Annotated in this window: 34 protein-coding genes and 3 pseudogenes; 12 read left to right on the plus strand and 25 right to left on the minus strand. The window is 45.2% G+C overall.

Annotated elements, in window-relative coordinates:
- Positions 1-492: 492 nt before the first annotated feature.
- The 4 genes and pseudogenes from RS881_RS10810 to fabD all read left to right on the plus strand — a co-directional run bounded on the left by RS881_RS10810 (position 493) and on the right by fabD (position 2,927).
- Positions 493-849, plus strand: coding sequence for a 6-pyruvoyl trahydropterin synthase family protein (locus tag RS881_RS10810; RefSeq protein WP_315824428.1), 357 nt, complete (start codon positions 493-495; stop codon positions 847-849).
- Between the two features lie 112 nt (positions 850-961).
- Positions 962-1,299: pseudogene (locus RS881_RS10815) on the plus strand (6-pyruvoyl trahydropterin synthase family protein).
- Positions 1,300-1,329: 30 nt separating this feature from the next.
- Complete coding sequence (gene folE / locus RS881_RS10820) at positions 1,330-1,926, plus strand: GTP cyclohydrolase I FolE (RefSeq protein ID WP_315821086.1); 597 nt, start codon at positions 1,330-1,332, stop codon at positions 1,924-1,926.
- Positions 1,927-2,057: 131 nt separating this feature from the next.
- Complete coding sequence (fabD, locus tag RS881_RS10825; protein WP_315821087.1) at positions 2,058-2,927, plus strand: ACP S-malonyltransferase; 870 nt, start codon at positions 2,058-2,060, stop codon at positions 2,925-2,927.
- Positions 2,928-3,046: 119 nt separating this feature from the next.
- On the opposite strand, the gene RS881_RS10830 is transcribed toward fabD, so the two are convergent.
- From RS881_RS10830 to RS881_RS10860, 7 genes are all read right to left on the minus strand, one after another.
- Positions 3,047-3,511, minus strand: coding sequence for a GNAT family N-acetyltransferase (locus tag RS881_RS10830; protein WP_315821088.1), 465 nt, complete (start codon positions 3,509-3,511; stop codon positions 3,047-3,049).
- A 77-nt stretch (positions 3,512-3,588) separates the two neighbouring features.
- Positions 3,589-4,056, minus strand: a complete 468-nt coding sequence (locus RS881_RS10835) for a PLP-dependent transferase (protein ID WP_315821089.1) — start codon at positions 4,054-4,056, stop codon at positions 3,589-3,591.
- Entirely contained in the window at positions 4,002-4,817 is an 816-nt protein-coding gene (locus RS881_RS10840; RefSeq protein ID WP_315821090.1) for a trans-sulfuration enzyme family protein, read from the minus strand. The genes RS881_RS10835 and RS881_RS10840 overlap by 55 nt, the downstream gene beginning before the upstream one ends.
- 190 nt (positions 4,818-5,007) lie before the next feature.
- Positions 5,008-5,412 carry a 3-oxoacyl-[acyl-carrier-protein] synthase III C-terminal domain-containing protein gene (locus tag RS881_RS10845; RefSeq protein ID WP_315821091.1) on the minus strand — a complete coding sequence of 135 codons (405 nt, stop codon included), beginning with the start codon at positions 5,410-5,412 and terminating at the stop codon, positions 5,008-5,010.
- Positions 5,409-5,663, minus strand: coding sequence for a ketoacyl-ACP synthase III (locus RS881_RS10850; protein WP_315824429.1), 255 nt, complete (start codon positions 5,661-5,663; stop codon positions 5,409-5,411). The genes RS881_RS10845 and RS881_RS10850 overlap by 4 nt, the downstream gene beginning before the upstream one ends.
- Complete coding sequence (locus RS881_RS10855; RefSeq protein ID WP_315821092.1) at positions 5,606-5,794, minus strand: hypothetical protein; 189 nt, start codon at positions 5,792-5,794, stop codon at positions 5,606-5,608. Before RS881_RS10855 ends, RS881_RS10850 begins: the two co-directional genes overlap by 58 nt.
- A complete protein-coding gene (locus tag RS881_RS10860) occupies positions 5,778-5,996 on the minus strand; it encodes a ketoacyl-ACP synthase III (RefSeq protein ID WP_315821093.1) in 219 nt (72 codons plus the stop codon). The genes RS881_RS10855 and RS881_RS10860 overlap by 17 nt, the downstream gene beginning before the upstream one ends.
- Before the next feature lie 512 nt (positions 5,997-6,508).
- Here RS881_RS10860 and ruvA point away from each other — a divergent pair.
- The 7 genes and pseudogenes from ruvA (at position 6,509) to RS881_RS10895 (ending at position 14,709) form a co-directional block, all read left to right on the plus strand.
- The gene (ruvA, locus tag RS881_RS10865; protein ID WP_315821094.1) at positions 6,509-7,048 is read left to right on the plus strand and encodes a Holliday junction branch migration protein RuvA; all 540 of its coding nucleotides are present in this window, start codon (positions 6,509-6,511) and stop codon (positions 7,046-7,048) included.
- Between the two features lie 244 nt (positions 7,049-7,292).
- On the plus strand, positions 7,293-8,456 hold the full coding sequence (gene sov, locus RS881_RS10870) for a T9SS outer membrane translocon Sov/SprA (RefSeq protein ID WP_315821095.1): 1,164 nt from the start codon (positions 7,293-7,295) through the stop codon (positions 8,454-8,456).
- Positions 8,457-8,570: 114 nt separating this feature from the next.
- Positions 8,571-9,512, plus strand: a complete 942-nt coding sequence (gene sov, locus RS881_RS10875) for a T9SS outer membrane translocon Sov/SprA (RefSeq protein ID WP_315821096.1) — start codon at positions 8,571-8,573, stop codon at positions 9,510-9,512.
- A complete protein-coding gene (locus RS881_RS10880) occupies positions 9,509-10,036 on the plus strand; it encodes a hypothetical protein (RefSeq protein ID WP_315821097.1) in 528 nt (175 codons plus the stop codon). Before sov (RS881_RS10875) ends, RS881_RS10880 begins: the two co-directional genes overlap by 4 nt.
- Entirely contained in the window at positions 10,015-10,974 is a 960-nt protein-coding gene (gene sov, locus RS881_RS10885; protein WP_315821098.1) for a T9SS outer membrane translocon Sov/SprA, read from the plus strand. The genes RS881_RS10880 and sov (RS881_RS10885) overlap by 22 nt, the downstream gene beginning before the upstream one ends.
- Positions 10,975-10,982: 8 nt before the next feature.
- Positions 10,983-14,245: pseudogene (gene sov / locus RS881_RS10890) on the plus strand (T9SS outer membrane translocon Sov/SprA).
- Between the two features lie 188 nt (positions 14,246-14,433).
- Positions 14,434-14,709: a hypothetical protein gene (locus RS881_RS10895; RefSeq protein WP_315821099.1), complete on the plus strand. Its 276-nt coding sequence runs from the start codon at positions 14,434-14,436 to the stop codon at positions 14,707-14,709.
- 142 nt (positions 14,710-14,851) lie between these two features.
- On the opposite strand, the gene RS881_RS10900 is transcribed toward RS881_RS10895, so the two are convergent.
- The 12 genes and pseudogenes from RS881_RS10900 to RS881_RS10955 form a co-directional block, all read right to left on the minus strand.
- Positions 14,852-15,046, minus strand: coding sequence for a hypothetical protein (locus RS881_RS10900; RefSeq protein ID WP_315821100.1), 195 nt, complete (start codon positions 15,044-15,046; stop codon positions 14,852-14,854).
- A complete protein-coding gene (locus RS881_RS10905) occupies positions 15,043-15,297 on the minus strand; it encodes a hypothetical protein (protein WP_315821101.1) in 255 nt (84 codons plus the stop codon). Before RS881_RS10905 ends, RS881_RS10900 begins: the two co-directional genes overlap by 4 nt.
- 187 nt (positions 15,298-15,484) lie before the next feature.
- On the minus strand, positions 15,485-15,748 hold the full coding sequence (locus RS881_RS10910; RefSeq protein WP_315821102.1) for a Rossmann-fold NAD(P)-binding domain-containing protein: 264 nt from the start codon (positions 15,746-15,748) through the stop codon (positions 15,485-15,487).
- Complete coding sequence (locus RS881_RS10915; RefSeq protein ID WP_315821103.1) at positions 15,712-16,245, minus strand: SDR family NAD(P)-dependent oxidoreductase; 534 nt, start codon at positions 16,243-16,245, stop codon at positions 15,712-15,714. The genes RS881_RS10910 and RS881_RS10915 overlap by 37 nt, the downstream gene beginning before the upstream one ends.
- A 157-nt stretch (positions 16,246-16,402) precedes the next feature.
- Positions 16,403-18,184: a PKD domain-containing protein gene (locus tag RS881_RS10920; protein ID WP_315821104.1), complete on the minus strand. Its 1,782-nt coding sequence runs from the start codon at positions 18,182-18,184 to the stop codon at positions 16,403-16,405.
- 106 nt (positions 18,185-18,290) lie between these two features.
- On the minus strand, positions 18,291-19,067 hold the full coding sequence (locus RS881_RS10925; protein WP_315821105.1) for a hypothetical protein: 777 nt from the start codon (positions 19,065-19,067) through the stop codon (positions 18,291-18,293).
- Between the two features lie 38 nt (positions 19,068-19,105).
- Positions 19,106-19,837: an alpha/beta fold hydrolase gene (locus RS881_RS10930; protein WP_315821106.1), complete on the minus strand. Its 732-nt coding sequence runs from the start codon at positions 19,835-19,837 to the stop codon at positions 19,106-19,108.
- 111 nt (positions 19,838-19,948) lie between these two features.
- Positions 19,949-20,146 (minus strand): hypothetical protein, encoded by a 198-nt coding sequence (locus RS881_RS10935; protein ID WP_315821107.1) that lies wholly within the window; start codon positions 20,144-20,146, stop codon positions 19,949-19,951.
- Between the two features lie 158 nt (positions 20,147-20,304).
- Positions 20,305-20,646: a hypothetical protein gene (locus tag RS881_RS10940; protein WP_315821108.1), complete on the minus strand. Its 342-nt coding sequence runs from the start codon at positions 20,644-20,646 to the stop codon at positions 20,305-20,307.
- Between the two features lie 51 nt (positions 20,647-20,697).
- Positions 20,698-21,104: pseudogene (locus RS881_RS10945) on the minus strand (lipoprotein N-acyltransferase Lnb domain-containing protein); the annotation flags it as partial.
- A gap of 152 nt (positions 21,105-21,256) precedes the next feature.
- Positions 21,257-22,264 carry an IMP dehydrogenase gene (locus RS881_RS10950; RefSeq protein WP_315824430.1) on the minus strand — a complete coding sequence of 336 codons (1,008 nt, stop codon included), beginning with the start codon at positions 22,262-22,264 and terminating at the stop codon, positions 21,257-21,259.
- 62 nt (positions 22,265-22,326) lie between these two features.
- Positions 22,327-22,650 carry an IMP dehydrogenase gene (locus RS881_RS10955; RefSeq protein ID WP_315821110.1) on the minus strand — a complete coding sequence of 108 codons (324 nt, stop codon included), beginning with the start codon at positions 22,648-22,650 and terminating at the stop codon, positions 22,327-22,329.
- A 510-nt stretch (positions 22,651-23,160) separates the two neighbouring features.
- Here RS881_RS10955 and RS881_RS10960 point away from each other — a divergent pair.
- Positions 23,161-23,694, plus strand: coding sequence for a hypothetical protein (locus RS881_RS10960; RefSeq protein WP_315821111.1), 534 nt, complete (start codon positions 23,161-23,163; stop codon positions 23,692-23,694).
- An 11-nt stretch (positions 23,695-23,705) separates the two neighbouring features.
- Here the strand turns inward: RS881_RS10960 and RS881_RS10965 are convergent, their stop codons facing one another.
- From RS881_RS10965 to RS881_RS10990, 6 genes are all read right to left on the minus strand, one after another.
- Positions 23,706-23,813, minus strand: coding sequence for a DprA-like winged helix domain-containing protein (locus RS881_RS10965; protein WP_315821112.1), 108 nt, complete (start codon positions 23,811-23,813; stop codon positions 23,706-23,708).
- Positions 23,768-24,292, minus strand: a complete 525-nt coding sequence (locus RS881_RS10970) for a DNA-processing protein DprA (RefSeq protein ID WP_315824431.1) — start codon at positions 24,290-24,292, stop codon at positions 23,768-23,770. Before RS881_RS10970 ends, RS881_RS10965 begins: the two co-directional genes overlap by 46 nt.
- A complete protein-coding gene (locus RS881_RS62265) occupies positions 24,208-24,480 on the minus strand; it encodes a DNA-processing protein DprA (RefSeq protein WP_315824432.1) in 273 nt (90 codons plus the stop codon). The genes RS881_RS10970 and RS881_RS62265 overlap by 85 nt, the downstream gene beginning before the upstream one ends.
- A complete protein-coding gene (locus tag RS881_RS10980) occupies positions 24,477-24,806 on the minus strand; it encodes a helix-hairpin-helix domain-containing protein (RefSeq protein ID WP_315821113.1) in 330 nt (109 codons plus the stop codon). The genes RS881_RS62265 and RS881_RS10980 overlap by 4 nt, the downstream gene beginning before the upstream one ends.
- Before the next feature lie 118 nt (positions 24,807-24,924).
- Positions 24,925-26,703 carry an OmpA family protein gene (locus RS881_RS10985; RefSeq protein ID WP_315821114.1) on the minus strand — a complete coding sequence of 593 codons (1,779 nt, stop codon included), beginning with the start codon at positions 26,701-26,703 and terminating at the stop codon, positions 24,925-24,927.
- Complete coding sequence (locus tag RS881_RS10990; protein ID WP_315821115.1) at positions 26,663-26,842, minus strand: hypothetical protein; 180 nt, start codon at positions 26,840-26,842, stop codon at positions 26,663-26,665. The genes RS881_RS10985 and RS881_RS10990 overlap by 41 nt, the downstream gene beginning before the upstream one ends.
- Positions 26,843-26,916 lie beyond the last annotated feature (74 nt).

The raw sequence follows: 26,916 nt of genomic DNA on the forward strand, positions 1-26,916 counted from the left end.
CCTGGTGGAAAATGACTTGAAAAACTCCCCCAATGCCTCCTTGAATGATATAATCCGGCCGTTTTTGTTGAATGCGCCGGCTAAGCTGGTAGGTGGTAGCCATACTCCCAATACCGGTAACGAGAATGTCGGTAGCAGACTTTTCCAGCCCCCTCGCTGCTCTCCTAAAAAATTGGTAACTGCTTGTATCTCAAAGGTTGTGGCTGCTATTAACAGGATATGCATGCTGCAAATATCCTGAAATCCCCATCATATACTACCTTTGCGCCTGATTTTGTAAAACCCGGGCGCCTGACCGGCATCCGGGATTATTATTCCTGTGCATTTTAGAATTGATAATGGTGGTCTATGGTGTACCTCACCCGCGTTGAACATTTTAATGCAGCCCATAAGCTGTATAACCCCAAGTGGAGCAAAGAGCAAAAATGAAACCGTATTTGGCAAATGCGCTAATGAACACTGGCATGGCCATAACTATGAGCTTTTGTAACCATCAAGGGCAAACCCAATCCCGATACCGGCTTTTTATTTGATGTAAAGCAACTCAGTAAGCTGATTGAAAAGTATGTACTGGATAAATTGGATCATAAGAACCTGAACCTTGATGTAGATTTTATGCAAGGGCAAATGTGCTCCACCGAAAACCTCGCCATGGCTGTTGGCAACAGTTGCAACCCCATCTGCCCAAAGAAGTACAATTGCATTGCATCAAATTGTATGAAACCCCAGGATATTCGTAGAATATTATGGGGACTAAGGATCTGCAGGTCCATCCGTACTTTTTATGAACAAATCCGGGTATCTCCTGTTAAGACCGGATTGCCCGTTTTGTCGTATATAGGACAATAAACCCATCCTGGTATTCTTATTTTAGCATTTTTGAAACATGACTAAGAAAGTAGCAGTCTTCCGGAAAGAACATTTCAATGCGGCACATCGCCTCTTCAATCCGGCCTGGGATATGACTAAGAATGATGAAGTGTTTGGGAAGTGTAACAACCCCAACTTTCATGGCCATAATTATGAACTGGTAGTAAAACTGGTAGGGGAGCCTGATCCTGTTACCGGCTATGTGATCGACCTCAAAATACTCAGCGACCTTATCAAAGAAGAAGTATTGGAAAAACTGGATCATAAAAACCTGAACCTGGATACACCTTTTTTAAAACGTTGAACCCAACTGCCGAAAATATTTGCGTGGTTATTTATGATCTACTGCGGCCAAAGATTGACCCCAAGCTCGACCTGCAGGTACGCTTGTATGAAACCGAAAGGAATTTTGTAGAATACCCCGTTTGATTACGAACTCAGAATTCGAAATATAAAAGTATGGCATATAGAAAATCAGAAGAATACGATGAAAAGATCACCTCGGGCCTGATCGACAATTACCGCAGTGCTTTGTCCTTGTTGGGGGAAGATCCTGACCGTGAAGGATTAACCAAAACACCCGAAAGAATGGCCAAGGCCATGCAATTCCTCACACAAGGATACAGCCAGGACGCCCACTCTATTCTTAATTCGGCCAAGTTCAGCGAAACCGTGAGTGAAATGATCATCGTAAAAGACATTGAACTCTACAGCATGTGCGAACATCATATGTTACCTTTTTATGGTAAAGCACATGTAGCTTACATTCCCAATGGTTATATTACTGGCTTAAGTAAAATCGCTCGCGTGGTAGATGTATTTGCCCGCCGGTTGCAGGTTCAGGAACGCTTAACTACCCAGATACGCGATGCTATTAAAGATACACTGCGCCCCCTGGGAGTAGCCGTGGTTATTGAAGCTTCCCATCTCTGCATGATGATGCGTGGTGTGCAAAAGCAAAATTCCGTCACCACTACTTCCGCATTTTGGGGCGAATTTGAAAAGAATGAAACCCGCAGTGAATTTACCAAACTGATATCATCCGACCTGCACTAAAAATATCCCAATAAATTACCCGTGCGTTAATAATAATTCAAAGTTCAGCGTTAGAACAATAAAACCATACTGGTTTTGGTTAGTTAAAGTCTTTGTGGCATTTTTGTTCGTCTAAACCTCTATAGCTAAATATGATGCATGCTTACGTATTCCCTGGCCAGGGTTCTCAATTTCCGGGAATGGGAAAAGACCTTTACCGCCTTAGTGTATTTGCTAAAAAATTATTTGAGCAAGCCAATGAAATATTGGGCTTTCGGATATCTGATATCATGTTTGAGGGAACCGAAGAGGAACTCAAGCAAACCAAGGTTACACAACCCGCTGTTTTCCTGCACTCGGTAATTGCCTTTAAAGGTATCGATGCAGGCAGGCCCGATATGATGGCAGGTCACTCCCTGGGCGAATTTTCGGCCCTGGTAGCCAGTGGCGCCCTGAGCTTTGAAGATGGCTTAAAGCTGGTAAGCGTTCGTGCACAGGCCATGCAAAAAGCCTGCGAATTAACCCCCTCTACCATGGCCGCTGTATTAGCCCTTGAGGATGCCAAAGTAGAAGAAATATGTGCAGCCATACAGGCTGAAACTGGTGAAATAGTGGTTCCCGCCAATTATAATTGCCCGGGTCAACTGGTGATCAGTGGATCTGTGAAAGGTATTGAAATAGCAGTCGAACGCATGAAAGCCGCAGGTGCCAAAAGAGCATTGGTACTTCCCGTAAGCGGCGCTTTCCATTCTCCCCTTATGGAACCAGCCCGCGAAGAATTAAAAGCAGCCATTGAATCCATTACTTTCTACAATCCTACTTGCCCCATTTACCAGAATGTAGTTGCCAAAGCGGTGATTAATAAGGAAGAAATGAAGAAGAACATCATTGATCAGCTGACCGGCGCCGTACGTTGGACACAAAGCATTCAGGCTATGATTGCTGATGGCGCTTACCGTTTCTCCGAAGTAGGTCCCGGTAAGGTTTTACAAGGACTGATCAATAAAATTGATAAAAAGTAGAAACAGAAGGAGTTGATTAATAAATAATGATATTCTATAGGAGCGGTTCACACAATGAGCCGCTCTTTTTTATCCCTGCCTTATATACCACTTCACACCAACTATTTACCAGCCTCTACTCACAAGTTAATTGCACAATTCATCCATCCGTCGTCGATAACTGCATCGTATTTCTTATAGAATTTAATAGCCGGTTCATTCCAATCCAATACCTGCCATACCATGCCGCTATATTTCTTTTCTTTGGCTTCTTGCAATACTCGCTCAAACAACAACTTACCCAGCCCTTGGCCCCGCATGGCTTCACTTACCAATAGGTCTTCCAGGTAAAGCCGCTGACCTTTCCAGGTTGAATAACGAATATAGTATAAGGCAAAGCCTTGGATCACCTCTTCTCCTTTTTCGTTGTTAACACAAGCTACAAAGGCCCACCATACCGGGTTGGCGCCAAATCCACTTTCTTCAAAATGTTCCATGCTCACCGTTACCTCATCCGGCGCTTTCTCAAAAACTGCCAGTTCATGCACTAGTTCCATTAATCTTGCGCAGTCTTCCTTCACTGCCCCTCTGATCTTGATATTCATAAACAATTATTAGATTCTTTGTTGAAGTATGTTGCTTGTTCAAATGCTATTCCCCACTTGCCACTCGCCAATTACCACTAGCCTCCCAACGCCTGATCAATATCTGCAATAATGTCCTGTATATTTTCCATGCCTACACTGATCCGTATTAAACCATCCGTAATGCCATATTGCTCCCGTTTTTCTTTGGGAACACTATAGTGTGTCATCGACGCAGGGTGGCACATCAGTGTGTCACAAGTTCCCAATGAAACCGTTCGTGTACACATTTTGAGCCCGTTCATCATATTGATTCCCGCCTGTAGTCCTCCTTTCAATTCAATACTCAGCATCGCCCCGGGATGCCGCATCTGTCTGGAGGATACCTCATGGTCGGGATGGTCAGGTAAGCCTGTATAATTTACCCTGGCCACCGCCTTGTGCCCATCAAAGAAACCTGCCACCTCCATGGCATTGTGACAATGACGGTCCATCCTTACCTCCAACGTTTTCATACCGTTAATGAGCAGGAAAGCATCAAACGGATTGCTGTTGCCTCCCAGCATCTTATGCACTTTATTGGCCCATCCCTCCATAAATTCAATATCCCTTCCCAAAAACACCCTCCAATCGAAGTACCATGTCCATTCAGAAATTTGGTGGTGCTATGCACTACAAAATCTACCCCAAACCTAAAAGGTTGTTGTAAATAAGGCGTGGCAAAAGTATTGTCGCAGGCAATGATCTTTCCATAAGCCTTACCCAGTTTGGTAAGCGCTGCAATATCCACACACTGCACCGTGGGATTGGCAGGTGTTTCCAGGTAGATCATTTTAATAGCAGGGTCAGCCTTTAAGGCATCTTCGGCTTTATTCAGATCACGCAGGTCGGCAATAACAGCACTCACCCCAAAGTCGGGCAATAACCTTTCCATTAATTCCTGCGATCCGCCATAGAGCGAATAGTGCGAAAGTATTTTATCACCTGTCTTCAATGTACTCATGAACAACGCATTGATGGCAGCCATACCCGATGCCTGCAGCAGGCCTTTTACAGCAAGCGTATTTCCACTACCATCAGTAATGCCAAAACTTTCCATAGCTGCTATTTTATCAGCCGCTTCCGTCATCGTAGGATTGCCCCAGCGCGAATAAATATATCCTTTCTCCTCTCCACTGAAACGGCGCATGCCCTGCTCGGCAGAATCATATACAAAAGTAGAATTGGCATAAATAGGCGTGAGGTGCGCATATCGTGGGTCCTGCTCATGACCACCATGAATAGCCAATGAACTGAATCCCGTATAGCGAAAGTTTTGATCTGCCATAATGAGGTTGTAAATTTAGGAACGTGAATATAATAAATGTGCTAATGAGGTAATTTGAAAATTTGCTAATAAGAAAACCCGTTGAAGCCAGCCAACGGGTTTAAAGTATAAGATAATCAATGAGTGCAAAGTATCGGGATCTTACCAGCTGGGTGTCATTTTCAAATTACCACATGATCTAATTATCAAATTAATATCCCCACTTCACCAGTGTGGCACCCCAGGTAAATCCACCACCAAAAGCAGCCAGCACAATATTATCCCCTTTGTTCAATTGCTTTTCCCATTCCCACAGGCATAGTGGAATAGTTGCTGCGGTAGTATTTCCATACCGTTGGATGTTCAACATCACCTTGTCGTGCGAAAGCCCCATACGGTCGGCTGTGGCGTCAATGATACGTTTATTCGCCTGGTGTGGTACCAGCCAGGCTATATCATCACCTGTAAGTTGATTGCGTTCCAATAGTTCCGCACTTACATCCGCCATGCCCTTCACGGCAAACTTAAATACTGCCTGTCCTTCCTGGTAGGCATAATGCTCGTTATTGGCAACCGTTTCCTGTGAGGCAGGCCTTAACGAACCACCAGCCTTCATATGCAGGTAATTACCCCCGAACCGTCACTGCGCAGAATGCTGTCCTGAATACCATGTCCATCTGTACTAGGTTCCAGTAGTACGGCACCCGCCCCATCACCAAATATGATACAGGTAGCCCGGTCATTGTAATTAACAATAGAACTCATTTTGTCGGCCCCTACTACCACCACTTTCTTATACCGGCCACTTTCTACCAGTGCTGCCCCTGTTGTGAGTGAATAAAGGAACCCTGAGCAAGCCGCCAGCAGGTCAAATCCCCACGCGTTTTTAGCCCCAGTTTATGGCAGGCCAGGTTGGCGGTGGAAGGAAATAACATATCGGGCGTTACGGTACCTACTACCATGGCATCGATCTCTGAAGGATCAATCCCCTTTTTCACACAACTGCCTTACTGCAGGCACTACCATATCAGAGGTGGCAAGCCCTTCCCCTTTTAGTATCCTACGCTCACTGATGCCCGTGCGGGTACGGATCCACTCATCATTGGTCTCCACCATTTTTTCCAGGTCGAAATTCGTTAGCCTGTCTTCCGGAACATAGCCACCTACCGCAGTGATGGCAGCCGTTATTTTTTGACTCATGCTACTATAAATCGCTTTAGATATTGAATAAGAACATTAAAGAGTGGGCAAAATTAGGGAAAAGTTAGCTCGTTTATTGTTTATGCTTTGTTGTTTCATCCTACTCCTTTTCACCCTAACTGATTGACTATTATTAAAAATGACCCCTATCCACACCCGACTGCCAGCCATTAGCAGCTCACCTGGAGATAACCAAACAGTAATAAGTGATCTACCTGAAGCCGGTCTGCGATCCTTTACTTTCGGTCCTGCTGACCCTGCAAAAGGTATTAACTATGCCCTGGCACAGCCTTTGCCAATGATGCCTGGCCAAGCATTCCATAGCTAATGAGCTAGCCGGGAGCAATTGGCCAGGACCTGGATTTTTGGACTCGGACCCTCCAGTCCCCATTTTACGGTTCCAGAATTCATTAATACTAAACCCAAAAGCAGGAGTCCGAAACCTTTTTTCCCTTATTTTCGCAACCATGATTGCGTTTATACGGGGCAATTTTGTAAACAAAACTCCTGCTGTGGTTCATGTGGAAGCGAATGGCGTAGGTTACGAGCTGCACATCAGCCTTCATACCTATTCGGCCATTCAGGAACAGGATAAAGGATTATTGTACACGCACCTGCATATTCGTGAAGACGCTCATATCTTGTATGGATTCTCAGAAGTGGCCGAAAAAGACCTTTTCCTGATGCTCATCAGCGTATCCGGAGTAGGTGCAGCAACAGCAAGGATGATGCTGTCTTCGTTGAAGCCTGATGAAATTGTTCGCGCCATTGCCAATGGCAACACCAAACAGTTGGAAAGTATCAAAGGCATTGGAAGAAAGTCTGCCGAACGTATCGTGCTGGAATTGAGGGATAAAATAAGCAAAACCACTTGGGACGCAAATATTTCCCCCTTGAAAAACAATACGTTGGAACAAGATGCGTTAAATGCTCTAATGGCTCTGGGTATCCCCAGGGCTGCCGGCGAACAAGCTGTTCAAAAGGTGTTCAAAGCTCAGCCGGACCTCACCCTAGTAGAAGATATTATCAAGAAAGCGCTAAAAACACTCTAAGCCTATCGCAAACGTAATTCTACCTTACTAATTCTTGGAGAAAAAGATTGGTCCTTACATTCAACCACATTAGACTTACAGCCTTATGTAGCGCTGCTTTGTTAGTCCTGTGCTGTACCACAGCCCTGGCTTTTCAGGCGCCTGTTCAGGCACCCCCGCAACGTGTTGCTGCCGACACGCTGAAATACCCCATTCATGACCGCCGGGGGACAAATACTCCAACCCAACCAGGTCGTCACTGGATTTGAAAGACCCTGTAAATATTACAGACTCAGTTATATACGACCCCAAAACCAAGCAATATTACATCATTGAAAAGATCGGTAGCTTCTATTACCGCAAACCTACCTACCTCACTTTCGATGAGTTTATGCAACTCCAGTCGCGCAAAATGGAGGCGGAATACTTTAAGAAGCGATCCAATATCCTCAGCAGCCTGAACAAGAAGCTGTTGAAACCCAAAATGTCTGTTACTGATAACCTGTTCAACCGCATCTTTGGGAATGGCAAGGTAGAGATCAGGCCACAGGGCGAAGTAAACATCATTGCAGGCTACCAGGGACAGAATATCAAGAATCCGGCATTACCTGAAAGAGCACGCAAGAATGGAGGTTTTGATTTCGACATGAATGCCAACCTCAGCGTCATTGGTAATATTGGCGATAAACTAAAACTGCCTATTAATTATAATACCCTCGCCAATTTCGACTTTGATAACCAACTGAAACTCGACTATACCGGTACCGACGATGAGATTATAAAACGCATTGAAGCAGGTAATATCGCTTTCTCGTCCAAAGGTTCCCTCATCCCTGGTGCTCAACAGTTATTTGGTATAAAAACACAGTTACAATTTGGTAAACTATTTGTAACCGGTGTGTTGGCCAACCAACGTTCCCAACGTCAATCAATGGGCTTGCAGGGTGGGTCCTCCAATATGTCTTTTGAGTTCAAGGCCAATGATTATGAAGAGAACCGCCACTTCCTCATGGCCCAATACTTCAGGAATAACTTTAATAAGGCCATGTCCAACCTGCCGGTGGTCAACTCGCAGGTTCAGATCATGCGTGTGGAAGTGTGGGTTACCAACCGCAATGGGTCAACTACCGAAACCAGGGATATCGTAGGTTTAATGGACCTGGGTGAACCAAATCCTTCAACCCCATATCCAGGTGGTACCGTATTTCCTCCGAATGGCCTGCCGGATAATCGGGTAAATGGACTTTATCAGCGATTATGGGAAGATCCTACCAGCCGGCGTTCTTCGTCCGTTACTGGTAAATTGGCTTCTATGGGATTAAGGGCCGTACAGGATTATGAAAAACATTTGCCCGGAAACTCAACCCCTCCGATTATTATTTCAACCCACAGGTGGGTTTTCTGTCCTGAGTCAACCCCTCCAACCTGATGAAGTATTAGGTATTGCTTTTCAATACCAATACAATGGAAAAGTGTTCCAGGTAGGTGAGTTTTCACAGGATGTACCCCCGATACTACAGCCTCCGTTTCGGGTACCCAAAAAGTGTTATTCCTCAAATTGTTAAAAGCCACTTCCCAACGTACCAATCTGCCGCTGTGGGACCTGATGATGAAGAACGTTTATTCATTGAAATCAGCCGATGGTAGCTACCTCTCCAGCATCCAGCCCGGCGACTTCAAGCTGAATGTACTATATGAACAACCCAGCCTGGGTAAGAAACGTTTTCTGCCAGAAGGTGATAAGTCTGGTGTACCACTAATTACTATCCTCAACCTCGACCGGCTCAATGCCCGCAACGACCCATTACCCGATGGGGTATTTGACTATGTAGAGGGGTTTACTGTTATTTCACAACAGGCACGTATCATCTTCCCCTTCCTCGAACCTTTTGGTAGAGACCTCGAACAACAGGCCTTTGCTGGCAGTTCACAGGACATTCGACAGAAATACATTTATTATCCCCTGTACGATACCATTAAAGAAATAGCTAAAACCTACGCCAACCTCGACCGCTATATTATACAAGGGTCGGCCAAAGGCAATTCCAGTTCCGAGATCCAACTGGGAGCATTCAATGTTCCCCAGGGATCGGTCAGTGTAACAGCAGGCGGCCAGGTATTGAAAGAGAATGTTGATTATGTGGTTGATTATAACCTGGGTACTGTAAAGATCATTAACCAGGCCATCCTTAATTCCGGTCTTCCCGTCAATGTACAGTTTGAAAACAATGGTGGCTTTGGCATTCAACAACGAAACTTCCTGGGATTACGATTGGATTATATGGCCAAAACCACTGCGCGGGAGTCCCTTCAGATAGGTGCCACCATGGTACGCCTGGCCGAACGTCCTTTCTTTACCAAAACCGGCTATAACGAAGATCCTATTCGGAATACCATGTATGGGGTCGATTTCAACTATCGCACTGAAGCTCCCCGGCTTACCCGCTGGCTGGATAAACTACCTTTTATAGTACCACCGAGATGAGTACCATCACCGCCTATGGTGAAGCTGCTTATCTTAAACCTGGCCACCCCAAACAAATTGGTGAAGGCCGCAGTGGTCTCATCTTTATTGATGACTTTGAAGGTGCCCGAAATGCCATCGATCTCCGTTTTCCGCTGGTTAACTGGGGCCTGGCTTCCACACCAGCCGGTAATGGCCTCTTCCCTGAAGCCGAATACCGCGACTCATTACCTTATGGGTTTAACCGCGCAAAAATTGCCTGGTACAATATTGAACCCGTTTTACAGGATAGACGTGCTGCCAATAACCCTGTGAGAGGGTATGAAGACTTTACCGATCCACGTATCCGTCCTGTGAACGTAACACAGATCTATCCCAACCGGACACCCGACTTCGGACAGGCACAACTGGTTACCTTCGATATGGCCTATTACCCCACTAATAAAGGCCCTTATAACTTTGACGCCATTAATGTTACCCCAGAGGGTAAACTACTCAACCCCGAAAAAGATGGGGTGGTATTATGCGCGGTATTGACCAGGTAGATTTTGAAACCGGCAACGTGGAGTTCATCGAATTCTGGTTGCAGGACCCTTACCTCAAAAACCCTGGTAGCAGTGGCGGCCAATTGTATTTCAACCTCGGTAATATATCTGAAGATGTATTGAAAGATGGGAAACGTTTCTTTGAAAATGGTATCAGTGGTGCTGTGACCAAGGCATTGGAAGATTCTGCCACCCGATGGGGTAAGGTACCTGCCAATCCTATCCAGGTTACACAGGCATTTAGTAATGATCCTGCCGACAGGCCACTCCAGGATGCTGGCTTCGACGGATTGGATGATGAAGCCGAAAGAAGAAAATTCCAGGCCTACCTGAGCCAACTGGCAGCCAATTTTGGCGTAAACTCAGCTATCTACCAGAAAGCCGTACAAGACCCTGCCAACGACAACTTCCTCAATTACCGTGATAATGCTTATGACAATACCAAAACTGGTATCCTGGGACGTTACAAGCAAATCAATAGCCCACAGGGCAACTCCCCTGTAGCCAGTTCTGGGTCCGATTTTGTAAGCGCCTTTACGCTCTATCCCGACCAGGAAGAGTTTAACCGCGATAATACCCTGAATGAACTGGAAGAATACTTTGAGTATAAAGTAGATCTCAAGAAAAGTGAATTCTCGGTAGGCCGCAACTTCATTACCGATAGTATTGGCTTTACACCCAGCGGCGGTATGCACGAAACCTGGTACTTGTTCCGCATACCCATTGCTGGCTACCAGCAAAAAATAGGGAACATTCCCGACTTTAAATCCATCCGTTTTATCCGGATGTACCTGACCGGATTTACCGACTCTGTAGTATTGCGTTTTGCCAAACTGGAACTGGTGCGTAATCAATGGAGACGCTTTAATTATGAATTGGATACTACGGGCCGCTACGTTACCATCCCCCCAATTCTGCTACTACTTTCAAACAGTTAGCCGTAAATATTGAAGAGAACAGTTCCCGCCAGCCTATACCTTATAGAACCCCTCCTGGTGTGATCCGCCAGCAGCAGCTGAGCAATAACAACGTGAATATTTTGCTCAACGAGCAATCATTGAGCATGCAGGTATGTGGATTGCCTATCAAAGAAACACGTGGTGTATTCAAAACCATGAACCTCGACCTGCGTCAATATGGCCGTATACAAATGTATATCCATGCCGAATCTGTTAATTCGAGTAGCGATATCAAGGATGGTGAACTATACGGTGTGATCAGGTTGGGTAATGACCTTATCAATAACTTTTATGAAATCAGGATTCCCCTGAAAATGACCCCCTGGCATACCAACTCGGATGATTTAATATGGCCTGCACAGAATGAGTTGGACCTGGAGCTGGATAAATTGATTAAGCTAAAGGTGCTGCGCAACAATACCAGTAACAATATTACCTACTTCAAACAAACCGAAGCCGATGGTAAAGAGTATGCCATCCTCGGTAATCCCAACCTGGGTGAGGTAAGGGTTATGTTTGCCGGGGTAGAAAACCGCCATCGTGAACTGGCTTGTACCGAAGTCTGGATCAATGAACTACGGCTCAGTGAATTGAATGAAAAAGGAGCCTGGGCAGCACTGGGTCGTGTTGACTTTAAACTGGCCGACCTGGGTACCTTGTATGTTTCAGGTAGTGCCCACAGTACGGGCTTTGGTACCCTGGAACAAAGGATCAATGAACGGTCAAGGGATGATTTCAAACAGTTTGACGTGGCCACTCAACTTGAATTGGGAAAACTCCTGCCACAAAAAGCAGGCATTTCTATTCCTTTTATGCCAGTTACTCCAAAACGGTAAGTTCACCCCAATACGATCCATACGACCTGGATATTCAGCTCAAGGATAAAATAAAAGCTGCTCCAGGCAATCAGAAAGACTCTATCCGCAACGATGCTGTTGATGTGCGTACTATCAAGTCTATCAACTTCACCAATGTGAAGAAGAACAATACGAGTGGTAAAAAGCAGCAGATATGGAGTATTGAAAATATCGATGTGAGCTATTCCTATTATAAAGAAGAACAACATAGCCCGCTGATCGAAAGCAATGAACTGGTGCGCCATCGCGCCGGCCTGGGCTATAACTATTCTTCTACCCCCAAATATTGGGAACCTGCCAAACGGTTATTCAAATCCAAATCGCCCTGGTTGGCCATTATTAAAGATTTCAATATAAATCCATTGCCTTCTTTATTGGGCCTGCGCTTTGATGTTAACCGTCAATTTGGTTCCTTCCGGCCACGCAATGTGGGCGAACCGAAAGGCTCACTCCCTGAAACCTATGACAAGTATTTTACGTTCGACCGTGTATATAACCTTAGATGGGACCTTACCCGTTCATTCAATGTCGATTTCACGGCTACTAATAAAGCCTGGATTGATGAAGGCAGTGGAAGGCTGAACAAAGAGCAACGCAAGTCCATGTGGGATAACCTGTGGAAGGGCGGTCGTACCATCTCTTATACCCAAACAGCCAATTTCTCGTATACCCTGCCCACCAGTAAATTGCCTTTCCTGGATTGGACCACCATCCGGGCCAACTATATAGCCTCCTTTAACTGGATAGGTGCTTCACTCATAGCCCGTAACCTGGGCAACACCATCTCCAATACCCAACAGAAGGGGCTGAATGCTGAATTGGACTTTACCCGATTGTACAGCAAATCCAGGTTGCTGCGGGCATTTGAAGAAGAAAGCCCGGCTGCTCCTGCTGCTCCGGCCGACCCCAATGCCAATAAACAGGATACATCTGGTAAGAAAAAACGGATAAAGCGCGACAGAAGCCAACCCCTGCAATTAAGCAGCGGCGTTAAATTTGCCGGCCGTTTCCTTACTATGCTGAAACGGATGAACGTACAATATTCCGAAAACGCCAGCGCAACTATATTTGGTTATACCGATAGTACCCGCGTTCTGGGTATGAACTTCAAATCCATGGCACCAGGCCTGGGCTTTATCTTTGGTAAACAGCCCGATACCACCTTTATCAATACCATGGCTAAGAAAGGATGGCTTACTGCCGATTCCCTGTTCAATTTCCAGAACATGCAGGATTATACGCAAAAGATATCCATCACGGCACAATTGATACCCATCCGCGATCTTACCATTGATATTAACCTCGATAAAAGCTTTGGTAAGAACTACCGCGAATTGTACAAGGATACAACTGGCAAGGGCACCAATTTTGCCCGCCTTGCTCCTTATACAGGTGGTAGCTTCAGTGTAAGCTGGATTGCCTTTAAAACGTTATTTACACCAGTTAATCCGAATGAAGTATCCGAAACTTTCAAGAAGTTCCAGGATAACCGTATTATCATGTCCAAACGCCTGGCCGAACGAAACCCTTACTGGCAGGAAAAACCTGCTAATGAGAAGTTCCAACCCGATGGTTTTTACACGGGTTATAACCGCTACGCCATGGATGTGTTAATACCTTCCTTTATTGCGGCTTATACCGGAAAGGACCCCAATAGCGTAGCCCTTGTCAAACAATCCAACCCGAACATACGGTCCAATCCTTTTTCAGGTTACCTGCCCAAACCCAACTGGGGTATTACTTATACCGGTCTTACCCGTATTCCGGGCCTGGAGAAAATATTCTCCAACTTTACCCTTTCACACCGGTACAATAGCCAGTTAAGTATGAACAGCTTTAACTCGGCATTGTTGTACCAGGATGAACGTTTCCAAAGTTATCCCAGCTTTATAGATTCTACTTCCGGCAACTTTGTGCCTTACTTCCTGGTACCTAATATTACCATTGGCGAACGCTTTGAACCATTGATCGATTTTGATATGCAGTTTACCAACCAGGTAACGGCAAGGTTTGGATACAAAAAGTCAAGGCAGTTGAGTTTGAGTTTGATCGATTTCCAGCTTAGTGAAGCCCGTTCTACAGAATTTGAAATCGGTGCCGGCTATCGTAAGCGTGGTCTATTCTCCTTCATCAAATGGAAAGGAAAACCATTGGACAATGATGCCAGCTTCAGGCTCGACTTCAGCATCCGTGACGATGTCACCGCCAATAGCCGCTTGGATCAAACACAGGCTTTACCAACGGCCGGACAGAAAGTAGTTTTCATTAACCCAACTATTGATTATGTCATCAGTAACCGCGTTAATATTAAACTGTATTTTGAACAACGACGGGTAATACCTAAAATATCTACCTCACCCCCATTACCAATACCAGGGCAGGGGTACAGATAAGAATATCATTAGCACAGTAAATATTATTCAATAAGCGAGCCGGGAGCCAATAGACCTCCCGGCTCGTTCTTTTATCCATCCCTTTCCCCAACTTGCATACTTCCCCAAGCATGAGATTTGCATACCACATTTTTCCCTTCCACAAGGCGGATCAGGAGAATCAATTGTATTCATCACAAAAATCATGTATGAAAAAGTTAATTCTCGAAGCAGGGCCACAGATTGGATTCAAAGTAAATGAGAAAACCGATAACCAGCAGATAGGCGATTTCGCTAAAAGTACCGATTTGTCCATAGCTGGTGGCCTGGGCTTTCATAGCTCAATGGGATTGGGAATTGGCGCCCGTTATACCGCCGGCCTTTCCAAAGTAGGCGATTTTAGCACCGCCAATTTTGACCCCGATTTCAAGAATGGCGTATTACAGGTTAGCCTGTTCTATACCTTGTTCAACAATAAGAAATAAAATAAAAGGGTGGGCCATTCAACAGGCTCACCCTTTTATCGTAGATAAAGTGAGCAGCCATGCAAGACTGTTTCACTTTGTACTGCTATAAGATTAATCAGGTAGAGGTATTCAATAATTTCGATTGCGTGAAAGAAATAGTTTACCGCGTGCTCCGTCCCTGTTGCTGATCGCCGGGGCCACTTTTCTTCAGTAACATCACATACCCACACAACTTCTTTTTCTTTTTATTGATTTGCACTGGCTTAATCATGTGGTATTCAGTAAACTGCGGAACATAATTGTAGGTAATGATATTACCATCAATATCGCCCCACTGATTTCTTTTATAGATCACTTGCTTTTCATTCCAGTCATACATTCGTACCTCATAAAGACGGGAAGTGGGATCTCAATAAAAATGAATTGGTAGCCCGTGCCCTGGTTCATAGGCATTACAATGGGCATTTCATATTCGCTTTCCATCACCATCGAGGCTTCACGCAATACCGTGTACCCCTGGGAGGCGTAGAACTGCTTCAGGCTATCTACCGTATGCTGGTAAGGATTGCCTTCACAACTTTGTTGCTTAATTACATCTTGTGCCAATAAGGAATTGGTGGAAAAAAAGGAGTAAGACGAATAGTATGGTCTTACATAGGGTCTTAACCATAAAAGGACGGTTTTTATTAGGGATGTGGATTATGATTCAAATCAAAAATACTCAAATCATCCAGAAATCACAATCCCCCTATAATTTTCCTGGTTGCTACTAATTTAATTGAAAATCAATAAGTTAATGATCTTTGTACAAGTACATGGAATTGGCTTGGGCGGTACAGGTCAGCACCAGGTCATTGATACAAACATGTGGCGGAAGCGTTGCCGTATAGTATACCACTTCGGCTACATCACCCGCTGTTAGTGGCTCATATCCCTCGTATACTTTACGCGCCTGCTCCTCATCCCCTTTAAACCGTACATTTGAAAATTCTGTATCTGCCGCTCCCGGATGAATCGCTGTTACTTTGATCCGGTGACGCAGTAAATCAATCCGCATGGCTTGTGAAATAGCATTGACTGCATGTTTTGTAGCGCAATAAGTGTTCCCTTTTCATAAACTTCCTTTCCTGCCGTAGAACCAATATTGATGATATGCCCTTTTCTTCGCTCTACCATACTGGGAATCACGGCTTTGGTGATATATAGGAGCCCTTTTAAATTAGTGTCGATCATGGTATCCCAATCATCGATAGAAGCCTCATCAAAATAATCCCTGCCTAATGCCAGCCCTGCATTATTGACCAAAATATCGATCGCTTTCCAACCGGCAGGCAATTGCTCAATAGCCTCAAAACAAGCCGACCTGCTCCTCACATCAAAGCAAAGCACTACTACTTCAATCCCATACGTACTTGTTAAATTGCTTTTTAATTCCTGCAACCTGTCGTCCCGGCGGCCTGTAATGATAAGATTATACTTGTTGGCGGCAAACTTAATAGCCAGCGCCTTGCCAAAACCCGACGTAGCACCGGTGATGAGTACAATACCAGACATGTGATTTTTTTAAAGGTGCAAGCTAATGCAAAGTCGGGGAAGACGAGTAAGTTGGAAGATCAGGTCGTTCGAATTAATCTCAAAAAACAAAAGCCCGGAAGAAGCTGGCATCTAAGCATCGTTACTTCCGGACTTTCAGACTTTGCCAACTTTCGGACTATCTAATCAGCATGGCTACGCCTTTTTTGATCACTGTTTTTCCCGTATAATCTTTCCCCCGCACTTCCCATACATACATACCCGAGTCCTGCGGTTTTCCACCCAATGTACCATCCCAGCCTGCCCCATGCTGTGTAGTTTGGAATACCAACTGACCCCAGCGGTTGAAGACCCTGAAATATTCCAGTTGCGTAATACCCACTGGTATGGGCCTTAAGCGGTTGTTTTGCGATCCATTGGGCCGGAAGGCATTGGGAACAAATATCTGTGGGTTGGTACGGAATACCTTGATGTTGATGGTGTCCAGGTCATAACAGCCCTCCGGTGTATACACTTTTAACTGATAACTGAAGCTATTACTTAAATTGGCAATGGGGTTCTTGATATCATTCCGGTTAAGATAAGTGGAAGGTGTCCACTCATATAAATCGGCGCCCCGTCCATTCAATTGCAATGGTTCTCCGATCACTACCGCCGTGTCATTACCGGCAAAAGCAAACAATTGCGGCAATACCCTAACCACAATCGTGTCAAAGGATGGTTTGGGGCATCCAAGGTCATCTTCTACCCGAAGGATGTAAGGCGTAGTGCGCCGTGGGAAAGCCAGCGGGTTGAGGATATTGGGATTACTCAACGTATTAGTGGGTGTCCAGGTAAACCGGGCTCCTATTATCGAGGCATTGATACTGGCCGTGTCATCATAACAGATAGTCGTATCAGCACCGGCACGCACAGTAGGGTAGGGCACTGTTTTCACCTGCACATCATCGCGTGATGAACATTTACCAATTTCTGCTAACACCGAATAAGTGGTAAACTCATCAGGAGGTGATACCAGTGGATTTTTAACATTGATATTATCAATAGGGCTGGGAGAAGGATTGGTAGTCCAGGTGAATTTAAGGCCGTCTGTGACAGGGTTTAATCGAATGGTGTCAGTACGGCAAATAGTGATAGGGCCGCCCAATTCCAGGGTCACTACCGGCACTACTCGCACTCGTACACTATCTTCATTTACACATCCGTTCTCGTCCAACTGCAAATGATAGGTAGTAGTCGTTTTGGGAAATACCAGCGGATCGGGTGTATTGGTACGTAATATCTGCACCAGGGGAGTCCAACTGAATAAGCCATTCCCAGCCGCATGTAGTTGCAGCGTATCTTGTACCAATGCATTGCTGCAAATAAGCGTATCCTTAAAGGCCAGGGTGATCGGCGGTTTGTCACGCACATCAGCCTTGAGCACAAGGGTATCCACGCAACCTTTGTTACTTTCTACGATCAACTGCACATCTTTTAACCCGATAGTACTGTATTGCCAGGAGGGCGATTTAATGTGAGATGTATCGGCATCCGTAGTTTCATCGCCAAAATTCCAACTCCATTTATTGGCAAAACCATACCTGGAAGTGGTAAGGTCATTGAACTGGATGGGCTTTAACAAACAAGTACCCGAAATACTGAAATTGGGGAAGAAACCAGGATATACTTTAGCCAACGTAGTGGTTGAATCTACACACTGGCCTGCCAGGATTACCTTCAGCTTGATGGCATAAGTGCCTGTATCGGCATAAAGATGCTGCACCTTTCCTTCAACATCTGTGGTAGTGTCTGCCTTGGTGCCATCTCCATATTGCCAGATGTACACAGAGTTAGCTGGGTTCACTTGCTCATTCTTGAAGGTCACCAGGAAATCATCACAATAAGAGTAATCAGGTTTAAGCAATGCTTTCAACGGTATACAATCCGATACCCGGATATGGATATCCTTCCGGTGCACATTGATCAGTTTGCCATCCCGGTATTCATAGGCACAGGCTGTTACTACATACTGCCCTTCTACACTGGGGCTATACCCGATAAAAGTCCCGTCTTGGAATCAATCTTTACATTGATCCCCAGGGGCGAACTGCCATTGTAGGGCGACCGGTATGGAATGGCGCTATAGGGTGGGGGCCGGCAGGGTCTGGCTGAGCGCAGGTTAAGCAATTATTACTGCTGCTACCGGGGCCGCCGCCATTATAAGCATTGCATAACCGGTAAACAATTGAATCTCCATCGGGGTCATTGGCCGAAAAATCAAAAGTAAAAGGTGATCCATAACAAATAGCTACCGCATCATTGGGATTGAAAAGAGGGCTGGAATTCCGGTAGGCAGGACGGTTTACACCAGTAACCGTGCCTGGAATATCACACATATAGGTAGCTCCATAATCATTACTCCGGCCAGGCATATTTTGAATGTCCTGTATCCGGCAGCATCGCTGGAAGGCAATCGTATATCCAGATGCCGAAATAGGAAGGTCGATGGTGGTTTCATAGTACCTAAGCCGGTAGCACACGTCCGTAGGTGCATTGGTAATACAGGGATTGGAATTAGGGTCATACCTGATATAGGAATCACTGATTAGCGGTACCCGGCGATTCAGGTACTGGCTATTGTTCGACCGGTCAAATACAGTAAATGGCTCATCTGGGTCCAGTTGACCTGGCTGAGAATTACAATCGATGTACAATTTTAATGTAACAATGTACCGTGCCACAGTGGCCGTGGAATTGGCACTATCCCAGCGATAATACATTTCACCGCCCCTTACGTGTGCAGCAAGCAATGGCTGGATAAAACAAGACAGAAAAAGAGATATTAAAAGGAATTTCTTCATGTAATAACCTGCCCCCTACGGCGGTTTAGTGAACAAATTCAAATCCCGGACAGAAAATCGGCCAGGAACCTGTTACTCTGCTCCACTTCTTCCAGCATTCCCATATGCCCCGAATGTTGTAGCAGGTGGATATATGACAACGATGGCAGGTAACTCTGTTGCATCATATGTTCTTTTGGTATAGCTGTATCGTATTCACCTGCAATAAATAACACCGGCCAGGTCGATTTTTCCAGTACCTGTGTCCGGTCTGGGCGGGCCATCATCGACTTGTAATAGTGTACGAGTGATTCGGTGGAAAAGTTGGAATATCGTTCAATAATTTCCGCTATGGCCGCTGGGTGTTCCGCCCGGAAAGCGCCAGCGAACATATTGGGGGTGGTTTGTTGTGTAAAGAGCGCTGCTCCATGCTGTAGCATGAATTCAATACCTTTTTGTCGGATAGCCTTTTTTTCCTCGCTATCTGCATAGGCGGTGGAGTGGAAAAGTCCGATACCTTTCAGCAATTCGGGGTATTTTTCGGCAAATGCCAGCGTAACATAACCTCCCATGCTGTGGCCGATCAATACAAATGGTTCGTTATCCGGCAACTCATCCTCCACGATCAGTTTCACAGCGGCCGCTAGCCCATCCATCGTCATATCCTGGCCAATAGCCGAGCGACCGCTGCCTGGCAGGTCTGGAATAATGAGCCGGTAACGATCCTTCAATGCCGCTTCCTGGTGCTGCCAAATGGTATTATCTTCCGAAAAACCGTGCAGTAACACCACCGGCTGACCATTTCCCGTTACCCGGTAAAAAGAGGGTGTCCATCAATATCTATGAATTTCTCTGTTGCTCCCATGTAAAAACTATGTGTTTAAAAAATAGCTCAACCCATGCTATTTGCTATGGCACCAGGCACGCACAAGAATAAGGCCGAGGATGGGGGCAATGGCGGGATTCAATTCCTGGGGTAGTATGAACCAAATGCCTCCCATTGCAACAGTTATCGCACTCACTGCTTTGAAATAGGTCTTTACCCATTTTTGCCCCGGTTCATGACAAATACCACTGGCAGGTGCAGGGGCAAAGCCCATAAAAGGTTCCAGTTATTGCGGCATACATCATCAATACGGATCATCCAAAGCATTAATAACAAGCATCCCAGGATACCCAATAGCAAAAAAAAAGAAAATATCGAATACCCGTAAAAATTTTAACGACCAACTGCCTTTAAGGATAGACAGAGAAGTGATTAAGAGGAACAAAGCTGTAAACAACAAAAAGGGGTAAACCAGCTGCCTTTCTCTGCTGTTGCAAGAGGTACTTCAAGTATAGTTTGTGTGGCTCCAACCAGCGCTTTATTGCCTGTGCTGGCACTATCAAAACCTTTCATCAGGTAATCCGGCAAGAACATGGCTTCCCGGTTGGTGACCTTTTTATCAAGGTTAGCACCCAGTAGTATATCTATGCCAAATTTGCTCCAGGGCTGATGGCCTTTATCCAGGTAACTGTGTATAAGGTCACGGTAGCTGGGAATGGTGGCTGGCAAAATGTTTTTGAATACTACCGGTTGAGTGGTGTTTTTGATCACCATGTCGCAGGCGCGGGTAGTGCAGTTATCTGTATGGAAATAGTAATTGTAAAAGCGATTTTGTTCTTGCGCATTCTCGCGTAGTGTATTGAATAGGCTGTTTTTTTCAGCACAGGAAAGCTGTAATACTTGTTCAATTACCCCCTTTTTTGCGCCTGGTATTCGTAAACAAAATCATTGAAAGGGTAGGCCGAGAGCGCATAATTCATGAGCCCCTTGGTAAATTTCAGGTAGAAGTTCGGGTCCGAGTCATCAAAAGTGCCATAGTTAAATACGATATCCATGCCCGTAATTGCATCCGTAACCCGTAAGGCCGTATGGCCAAAAGCCGAATACAACTCTTCACCCGCACTGCAGGTAAGCAAACTGATCCTAAGATTACAAGAATCTGACTGCGAATAGGTGTGTTGGGCAATAAAAAAGGAGAACAGGAATAATAAAGCTACCCGGGCTTTTTGCATGGACCTTAATTTCCCGAAAGATAAGAAAAGAAGGGGAAGGTTCAAGTTACTAAAAAGGGAAGCGGTGTGTTGCGAGTAGCTAGTAGGAACACCTAATACAAAATGCGCTTAGAAATATGCCTTTTCCCTACTTGCCACTCGCTATTTACCACTCACCCCTCTTTACCTGCTATAATTGGGGGCTTCCTGGTAATCTCAATATCATGTGCATGGCTCTCTTTCATACCTGCATTGGTAATGCGTACAAATTGCGCCTGTTGCAATGCTTTGATGTCTTTGGCGCCACAGTAGCCCATGCCCGAGCGGAGGCCGCCAACATATTGATAAACGATTTCACTTAAATTACCTTTAAAGGCTACCCGGCCTTCAATACCTTCTGGAACGAATTTCTTTACATCATCCTCTACATCCTGGAAGTAGCGGTCACCACTTCCCTGGCTCATAGCGCCGATGGATCCCATACCCCGGTATTGTTTGAATTTCCTTCCTTCGTAGATGATGGTTTCGCCTGGACTTTCTTCCGTACCTGCAAAAACGCTACCCATCATGACCAGGTTGGCGCCGGCGGCCAAAGCTTTTACCATATCGCCTGTATAACGGATACCGCCATCTGCGATCAATGGGATGCCTTTCTTTTGCAATACCGAAGCCGCTTCCATAATGGCGGTGATCTGCGGCATACCCGATCCGGCTACAATACGCGTAGTACAGATAGAGCCTGGTCCAATACCTACTTTAACGGCATCGGCACCAGCTTCGGCCAGGGCTTTGGCTCCGGCAGCGGTACCAATATTCCCTGCTATAACCTGTAACTTTTTGAAATTCTTCTTTACCGCTTTCAGCGCCTCAATGACACCTTTGCTATGACCATGTGCACTGTCCAGGCAAACAATATCTACTCCAATTTGTTGCAAGGCAGCTGCTCGGTCCAGTAAGTCGCGCGTAATACCTAAGGCGGCCCCGGTAAGCAATCGGCCATAAGAGTCTTTTACAGCGTTGGGATAACTTTGCAATTGTATAATATCACGGTAGGTGATCAGTCCGATTAAAGTGCCGTCCTTTCTGATCACCGGTAGTTTTTCAATCTTATGTTGGCGCAATATCTGGCCAGCCTTTTTCATGTCCGTGCCTTCCGGAGCTGTTACCAGCTCCCTGGTCATCACTTCACTTACTTTGCGGGCATGGGCGGTTTCAAAGCGTAAGTCACGATTGGTGAGAATACCTACCAGTTTTTACCATTATTCACAATGGGGATGCCGCCAATCTTATTTTCCTTCATTAGGCGAAGGGCATCGCCAATGGTGGCCTCTTCATGTAAAGTAATGGGGTCCAATATCAAACCACTTTCACTGCGTTTAACCTTGCGTACCTGTTCGGCCTGCTTTTCAATGCTCATATTTTTATGCAGGATTCCCAGGCCACCTTCACGCGCCAGGGCAATAGCCAGGTTGGCTTCTGTTACCGTATCCATAGCAGAAGAAAGCATGGGCGTATTCAGTGTAATGTCTTTGGTAAGTTTGGTACGGATGTCTACTTCGCGGGGCAATACTTGCGAATAAGCGGGAACCAGTAAAACGTCATCAAACGTTAAACCATCGCCAAAAACTTACTTGAATTGGGGGAATTAGTCCGGAGTGCGGTATTTCTTGTTGCCATGTGCAAAGGTAGGGTAACAGTTCAATATGCTCCAAAAGATTTTTTTACCAAGCAGCCAAACCCTTACTCACAAAGGGTTTGAGTTGTTTTCGGCCGAAAGTTAGTAAAATGTTAAGGTGTTTCAGGCAATTTCTCAGGCTCTCAAACCAGTCTTTGTTTATTGTGAATAACACACAAGATTGTATTGTCAATAAAATGATATGTACTACTATGGTCGGTGGTGCCACTCAGCAATAATACGTTTGTTGCCCGAAGTAAGTACGTAGATATACCTCATAAAGAGTAGACCGTAGGTTGTTTTGATGGTATAATAGCTTCTAAATAACACATAAATGGTATTGTGCAGTAGGTTATTCTGGTGAAATTTTGTAGCCAATAATCATTACTCAAAACGCTACACATGAAACATTCGAAAGTTTTCTTTATTGTGCTTATTGCTTTAACCTCTATTACTGCCTGTAAGAAGGGCGATACAGGCGATACTGGTCCTGCAGGCCCTACCGGTAATGCGGATGTAACAGTATATAATTTTGGTCAGACCACTTTTACCAGCGCTACGAATCTGCTTTTAAATAATATTTCACAGGGCAGGATGGATTCCAGCCTGGTACTAGCATATTATAACCCTGTTCCTGAAGCGCTTACTTCCTGGTATCCAATTCCGGGATCAGGTTCCGGAGGATTGTATGAAATGCGTTATTTCGTTTACCAGTCGGCTACCTCACCTAACAGTGTCTACACATTTGGTTTAAGGGCCATTAAACCAGATGGTACACCTTACGCTACTGCTTTAATCTTTAGAAAAATAAAGATCATTATTGCGCCGGCGGGCGTTGTTATTGCAGGTGGCCGCCAAATGGCTGGTGTAAATACCCTGCCAGTTGATATTAATGATTATCATGCTGTATGCAGGTATTATGGTATTAGTGAGTAGATACTGACAGCTTATACATTCAACTTGTACCGCTTCCCAGGCAGGCATTGTACTACTCCCTGCAGTTCCATATTCAGAATAGCTGCAGCAAGAGTACTACTACTAAGGCCACTGTGCATATTGAGCTCATCAATATGCACAGTTTCTTTTCCTTCAGTAGCTGCGCCAGTTGTTGTTCATCTTTGCTCAATGCTACAAAAAGACCCTGTTGGTGGCTGACAGACCGGCGCGTATCTTCCCAACCCATCATGCTAATGAGTTCTTGCGCATCTGTAAGCAACATGGCTTTATTGCTTCTGATCAGGTAATTGCAGCCTGTACTTCTGCTGTCTGTTACTTTACCCGGATAGGCAAATACATCTTTGTTATAACTGTTGGCTAGTTCGGCGGTGATCATACTGCCCCCTTTAGTTCCTGTTTCAATGACAATGGTGGCATCACTCATTCCAGCTACGATGCGGTTACGTGCCGGGAAATTGTGTTTATCTGGTTGTGTGTGACTGGTAAATTCTGTTAATAAGCCGCCCCTTGCCTCATCATTTCTTTGGCCAGTGATAAGTTTTGTAAAGGATACAGCGTATCCAGGCCATGTGCCAATACGCCAACCGTAGGCAGCTCATGTTTCATAGCTGCTTTATGTGCCAGCGTATCTATGCCTAGCGCCAGGCCACTTACAATCAGTACTCCCAGGCCTTCGAGGTCCTTTACTAATTTTTCAGTAAGGTACCTGCCATAGTCCGAATTATTGCGCGTGCCAATAATGGAAATAATGCGTGATGCATTCAGATTGGTAGCGCCCCGGTAAAAAGCAGCGTAGGCGCATCATAACAATGCAATAAACGTTGTGGGTAATCGGTATCTGTAATAAAGAGGGGCCGTATACTGTATTGCTCTATAAAGGCAATTTCTTTTTCGGCTTCTTCAAATCCGGAAAACCGGCGAATGGAAGCCGCCCTTACCGGGCCAATCCCTTCAATTTTTTCCAATTGGGAAGTACGGGCTTTAAAAATATCGGCAGCGCAGTTGAAATGCTCAACCAGCGTTTTGGCATGTACAAGCCCGATATGAGGAACACGGGTAAGCGCAAGCTGGTATATAAGATCGTTTTTCATAGCACAAGATTATACTACGAATATACCAATTATTAACAATGCGTCAAAAAAGACTTTGCCCCTTATCCCCTTTTTTATTCACACTTTCACCAAAGGCCGAAGTAGTAGACTAAAGAGATCAATGGCTGATCACTTTCATTTCGGTACGCCTATTCTGCGCCCGGCCTTCATCGGTAGCATTATCGGCCACCGGCACTGTAGCTCCAAAGCCTTTAAAGGAAAGCCGTTGCTGATCAATACCCTTTCCTACCAGGTATTTTACTACCGACTGTGCCCGATTATTTGACAATACGAGGTTATCTTCCGGCTTACCTACATTGTCCGTATGCCCGCTGATCTGTATTTTGATGGTGGGATTGTCGCGTAACAAAAGGAACAACTTATCCAACTCTGAGGTCGATTCGGGCTTCAGGTCAAACTGCTTGCTGTCGAAGAATATATTCTTTAGTACAATTGAAGCGTTGGCTTCTAATGGCTGTAAGGGAATATCGATATGATAAGTAGAGTCGGGTGCCTTTTGACTTAAAGAAAAGTTATCCGAGAAAAACAGATAACCCTTCCGGTTTACATTGAAGGCATAGTCCTTGCCAACGGGTAAAGTAACGAGGTAATTGCCCGTTTCATCCGTTTGTACCTTACTCAATACTTCCTGCGTGGCCAGATCGGTTAACTCAATAGCTGAAGGAAGCCCTTTAGTGGTTTTCTTATCAAATACTTTTCCTTTTACCCATAAGGTGCGGGCAGGGCGTATATCATTGCGCAATTCAAAAGTATAAATGTCCAATCCTCCTTTACTGTCACTGCGGTCACTGGCATAATAAGCTGTCTTGCCATCCGCTGCAATAATGAGGCTGCCTTCATTTTCAATTGTATTGATGGGGTAGCCCAAATTCACGGCTTTACCCCAAGTACCCTTAGCCCCCTTTTTGATCATGAACAAGTCATCACCTCCATAACCCAGGTGTCCATTGGAAGTAAAATACAAGGTCTGGTTATCGGCATGAATAAAGGGGCAGCTTTCATCACCGGCCGTATTCACTTCAGGCCCCAGGTTCTCGGCTTCTGTCCACTGTCCATTGGGTAAATAATGGCTTACATAGATATCACTGCCGCCATAACCATCATTGCGTTTGCTGGCAAAATACAAGTCGCGTTTATCGGGCGATAAGGTGGGGGCTGAATCCCATCCATCACTATTTACCCGGTTGCCCAGGTTTACCGGCGCACTCCATCCATCAAGCGTGAGGTAGGAAATATATAAATCACAACTGCCCATACCATCGGGGAAATTACACCCTGTAAAAATGAGCCATTGGCCATCCTGTGAAATGCTTTGCGCCCCTTCATTGGCATCTGTATTGATATTGCCGGAAAGAGGGGTAGCTTTCGACCACTTGCCATTTATACGTACAGAACCAAAGAAATCCTCATTGTAATGCTTTACCCGCCGGGTAATAATCAGTTCATTGCCATCAATGGTAAGTGCTGGATAATATTCCGATACCACCGAGTTGATGCTATCGCCCATATTTTGTGGCTCAAACTTGTATTCTAACAAGTTTTTTTGTTTGTTGTAATCAATGGCAAACTGATAACTTTTCTGCCGCCATTCTCCTGCTTTGCGGCTTTTTTCATTGAGGTTGGGAATGGTCATGAATTCGGTCACAGCCTCCAGTGCTTTGCCAAACTCTCCTTTGCCGGCTAAGTTGATTGAAAATGGCAGGTTATAATCTCTGAAGTATTCCGCATCAATGGCCTTAGCCTTTACATAATTTTCAATGGCGCCCTGGTATTCTTTCATTTCGCCATACATACCGGCAATAGACAGGTAGGCATCCAGGAAACGGGGATCTATTTTAACCGCTTCTTTCAACAAGAGAATCCCCCTTGAAATCATCTTCCTGTGCTTTGGCGATCGCTTTTTCATACAAGGCTGCTGCCTTCTTATTCACCTTGGCAGGGTCATATTGTTGAGCCATGATCAATACCGGTGCAACCAGGAATAATAATATGGTACAGAAGCGCTTAATGCCCATGCTAAATTTTTGTGTTGTTTCAGTCGGTCTTATACCCAGACGGTATTTTCTACCTGTAAGATAGTATCCAAATG

This window comes from Paraflavitalea speifideaquila (assembly GCF_032395985.1).
In the GTDB taxonomy this organism is placed as follows: domain Bacteria; phylum Bacteroidota; class Bacteroidia; order Chitinophagales; family Chitinophagaceae; genus Paraflavitalea; species Paraflavitalea speifideaquila.

Coding starts and splice junctions, on each gene's coding strand:
- folE (WP_315821086.1), top strand. CDS start 1,330: ATGGCATATAGAAAATCAGAAGAATACGATGAAAAGATCACCTCGGGC.
- fabD (WP_315821087.1), top strand. CDS start 2,058: ATGATGCATGCTTACGTATTCCCTGGCCAGGGTTCTCAATTTCCGGGA.
- RS881_RS10830 (WP_315821088.1), bottom strand. CDS start 3,511: ATGAATATCAAGATCAGAGGGGCAGTGAAGGAAGACTGCGCAAGATTA.
- RS881_RS10835 (WP_315821089.1), bottom strand. CDS start 4,056: ATGCTGGGAGGCAACAGCAATCCGTTTGATGCTTTCCTGCTCATTAAC.
- RS881_RS10840 (WP_315821090.1), bottom strand. CDS start 4,817: ATGGCAGATCAAAACTTTCGCTATACGGGATTCAGTTCATTGGCTATT.
- RS881_RS10845 (WP_315821091.1), bottom strand. CDS start 5,412: ATGAAGGCTGGTGGTTCGTTAAGGCCTGCCTCACAGGAAACGGTTGCC.
- RS881_RS10860 (WP_315821093.1), bottom strand. CDS start 5,996: ATGAGTCAAAAAATAACGGCTGCCATCACTGCGGTAGGTGGCTATGTT.
- RS881_RS10880 (WP_315821097.1), top strand. CDS start 9,509: ATGAGTACCATCACCGCCTATGGTGAAGCTGCTTATCTTAAACCTGGC.
- sov (WP_315821098.1), top strand. CDS start 10,015: ATGCGCGGTATTGACCAGGTAGATTTTGAAACCGGCAACGTGGAGTTC.
- RS881_RS10895 (WP_315821099.1), top strand. CDS start 14,434: ATGAAAAAGTTAATTCTCGAAGCAGGGCCACAGATTGGATTCAAAGTA.
- RS881_RS10910 (WP_315821102.1), bottom strand. CDS start 15,748: ATGCGGATTGATTTACTGCGTCACCGGATCAAAGTAACAGCGATTCAT.
- RS881_RS10915 (WP_315821103.1), bottom strand. CDS start 16,245: ATGTCTGGTATTGTACTCATCACCGGTGCTACGTCGGGTTTTGGCAAG.
- RS881_RS10925 (WP_315821105.1), bottom strand. CDS start 19,067: ATGAAGAAATTCCTTTTAATATCTCTTTTTCTGTCTTGTTTTATCCAG.
- RS881_RS10935 (WP_315821107.1), bottom strand. CDS start 20,146: ATGGGCTTTGCCCCTGCACCTGCCAGTGGTATTTGTCATGAACCGGGG.
- RS881_RS10940 (WP_315821108.1), bottom strand. CDS start 20,646: ATGGTGATCAAAAACACCACTCAACCGGTAGTATTCAAAAACATTTTG.
- RS881_RS10950 (WP_315824430.1), bottom strand. CDS start 22,264: ATGACCAGGGAGCTGGTAACAGCTCCGGAAGGCACGGACATGAAAAAG.
- RS881_RS10960 (WP_315821111.1), top strand. CDS start 23,161: ATGAAACATTCGAAAGTTTTCTTTATTGTGCTTATTGCTTTAACCTCT.
- RS881_RS10965 (WP_315821112.1), bottom strand. CDS start 23,813: ATGCACAGTGGCCTTAGTAGTAGTACTCTTGCTGCAGCTATTCTGAAT.
- RS881_RS10980 (WP_315821113.1), bottom strand. CDS start 24,806: ATGAAAAACGATCTTATATACCAGCTTGCGCTTACCCGTGTTCCTCAT.
- RS881_RS10985 (WP_315821114.1), bottom strand. CDS start 26,703: ATGATTTCAAGGGGGATTCTCTTGTTGAAAGAAGCGGTTAAAATAGAT.
- RS881_RS10990 (WP_315821115.1), bottom strand. CDS start 26,842: ATGGGCATTAAGCGCTTCTGTACCATATTATTATTCCTGGTTGCACCG.